Consider the following 2,964-nt stretch of genomic DNA (forward strand, 5'->3'; position numbering starts at 1 on the left):
AGGCTTGGTCATTAATCTAAGTCTTTGAGTCAACTTAGCTGCTCAGCTCATAAGTTGAAGGTTTAATTTTCTAATCTTGATAAATAATGATTCTTTATCAAGATTACATGTGATTGTGAGCATCTTGTTTTTAAGTAAAGAGCTAAAGTTTGGCGTGTTTACTTATTAGAGTGGTAAAACGTTATGACTGTAGCAAAGAGGACATTAGGACGGATGATGTTTGTTGCGCAATTTTTACCATTTGTATGGTTTGTTCTTCTAATATTAATCCAAGAGTGATTTTAAGGCGATTAAAAACGCATACTTTGACTCCTTTGAAGAGGTGTGGCGGGTTATGCTGAGCCCTTGTACAAGGTTTTCTGTTCCACTAATTTAGCTCATCGTATTAATCTTGTCATACAAATGGTAGTGTTTGGAAAGGGCAGTGGTAGCAGTGGTAAAAACAGCTTGAGCTAAGTTTGTTCAGGCGAGTCACTCTACTCATATATTAAGTCTAAGTGAGGAACGGTCGTCCATGTAGCGTTGAAGTCATTATTAAAACAACTTCTATGTCTTGTTGCTAAGAATCAAAGACAAGCCAAATCCAATAAATATCCCTCCAGTAACCTTATTAAATGTCGCTCTAACCTTTTCCTTTATAAGCCAAAACTTAAGCTTCTTTGTTACTAACGCGTATGTTAAAAGTGCTAGGAATGACGACGAGGTAAAGGTGAGTGTAAGCAAGATAAATTGCGGTATGATGGAATGTTCAACTTCGATAAACTGAGGAAACAAGGCCGAATAAAACACGATAGCCTTTGGGTTAGTTACACCAACCAGATACGCTTCACGAAACAACATCTTTCTGTTGTTCGCGCTAGCTTGGGGCTCATAATTTTTGAAAGTCCGTTTGTTTGATCTCCACGTCTTTATTCCAAGTAAAAGTAGATATATTCCGCCAACCATTTTAATAAATAGGAATAATGATTCAGATGCCAAAAGAAGAACACCTAAACCTGTAGCCGATAAGCCTGCCATTGTGAGCATAGCTGCAATATTTCCAAGAATCCCTGAGACCGCTCGCTCAACCCCATACACGGCTGAATTTTTCACAGTCAATAACACCGCAGGCCCCGGGGAAAAAGTAGCAGCTACACAAATTGTAAAAAATAGTAAATAGTCCATATGTTTGTTATCCGTAATATGAAAGACCTATTGAAAATATAAAGGACGTAATGCTCTGTTAGGGGATGATACTCCTCGACTTTAAAAAAAAGATTACATCACAAGTATTTTATTATGCCTTGACGGTTAACTAATTAATTTATATTTAAATAATAAATTAATTAATATTAATTTTCGTTTAGCTTCCTTAATTTGACTGAAGACTTAATTATAATATTCATAGCTAAAGAAGCGCTTAAAACATTGATAGGGCGATGAATAGCTCTGGCGTAAGAGGAACACCTAGCGTAGCTCGTAAGTAGGACGTTCGCTTATACAGTGGTATAGGTCTAAAGCTGTTGAGAATATTTAATGTTTATTCAAAAATGATACTATCTATCTGGAAATTTATGGAAAAAATAATATTACTTACCTGTTTATTCAGTGTTCCTGTACTAGCCGCGACAGAATCCCCTCAGTTTTTTGTTGGCGTAGTAGGGGGATACCAAGGGGCTCTGGAGGAGAATTGCAATCACTCAAATCCAGAGGGCACAATTTTAGGTCTCTATAGCGGGTTACAGTTTACTCCCTCTTGGAGTTGGGATTTAGGCTATCAATATCACGATGAACTAAAGGCGGATGGATGCCACTCGGTTAATGTTAAAACTTGGTTGATTGAAAGCACTCTTCGTTACGATTGGTACCTACAAGATAACCTAAGTTTATACGGTCGACTTGGTGCTGCTTATTGGGACATGGAAAAAACGCAACTGTCTTCAAGTAAGAGCGATGCAACAGGTTTTTCTCCTCTCGGTGGGGTGGGGGTTAACTATCACTTTAACCCTAACGTCCGATTATCAACGGGCTATCAATACATTGACAGTATTGGTAAGTCAAACACGGGTAAGTATGATAGCCGTGGATTGTTGGTCAGTCTAACCTATACGTTTGGCAGTACAACTCAACCAGCGTTAGTCGAAACAGCGCCAACGTCTATTATTGAAGATACTCCCGTTAAAGAGACAGCCACTGTAAAAACACCGCCTCAAATACAGGCATTTTCACCAAAAACTACAGATATATTGTCTGGTTTTGATTCAGGCGACCCTAGCCAAGAGTTTATTGACCAATTAACTGAAATCTCTTCAATATTAAATTCTTACCCACAAGCTCAGGCCACAGTTGTTGGACACACTGACTCAACAGGCTCAGCACTCTACAATCAAAACCTATCTGAGCATCGTGCTCAAGCGGTCGTCAATAAACTGATTGAATTGGGTGCCACACAGACACAACTTGAATGGAGAGGTGAAGGTGAGTCTCAACCTGTTGCTGACAACAAGACCGCAGAGGGGCGAGCTAAAAATCGCCGAGTTGAAGTTACCATCCCCAGTTTTCAGTTCCAAGAGTAAGTTATTATGATTAAATGTTTTAAAGCCTTATTTGTAATAGTGGTTTTTCCAATACTAACGTTATTAACTGGTTGTAATTCAGAAGGTGCCTTCTCTGGATCAACCATAAAATTAGAACGTCTTGATATCGTCGCTTCTCCGATAGTGATGAAAGGTGTCAGTCAACTAACTCTTGCTGCGGGCAACAAGCAGCCCTTTGAAACGGTTGGTCACTACTCTGATGGTTCATCTCGCACATTGACGGATTTAAACGTGAGTGATTGGCACACAAGCAATTCTGATGTAGGGCGCTTTGATGAGACTGGCGTATTTACTGCTACTAACGAGGGCTATACCACAGTAATGGCCACCAAAGATGGCATCCCCAGTAATACGGTGGAGGTGAATGTGTCGGCAGCGGTCATTACGG

At 39.6% G+C, this 2,964-nt stretch carries 2 protein-coding genes and 1 pseudogene; 2 read left to right on the forward strand and 1 reads right to left on the reverse strand.

Annotated features, from left to right (window positions below; all coding sequences use genetic code 11):
- Positions 1 to 546: 546 nt before the first annotated feature.
- A complete protein-coding gene (locus AB4589_RS17745; protein ID WP_372101322.1) occupies positions 547 to 1,164 on the reverse strand; it encodes a LysE family translocator in 618 nt (205 codons plus the stop codon).
- 389 nt (positions 1,165 to 1,553) lie between these two features.
- Here AB4589_RS17745 and AB4589_RS17750 point away from each other — a divergent pair, with 389 nt between their 5' ends.
- Together AB4589_RS17750 and AB4589_RS17755 are read left to right on the forward strand one after the other, a co-directional pair.
- On the forward strand, positions 1,554 to 2,555 hold the full coding sequence (locus AB4589_RS17750) for an outer membrane beta-barrel protein (protein ID WP_372101324.1): 1,002 nt from the start codon (positions 1,554 to 1,556) through the stop codon (positions 2,553 to 2,555).
- Positions 2,556 to 2,561: 6 nt separating this feature from the next.
- A pseudogene (locus AB4589_RS17755) lies at positions 2,562 to 2,964 on the forward strand (hypothetical protein); the annotation flags it as partial.

The sequence above is a fragment of the Vibrio sp. 10N.222.49.A3 genome, assembly GCF_041475145.1.
Taxonomy (GTDB): domain Bacteria; phylum Pseudomonadota; class Gammaproteobacteria; order Enterobacterales; family Vibrionaceae; genus Vibrio; species Vibrio tasmaniensis_A.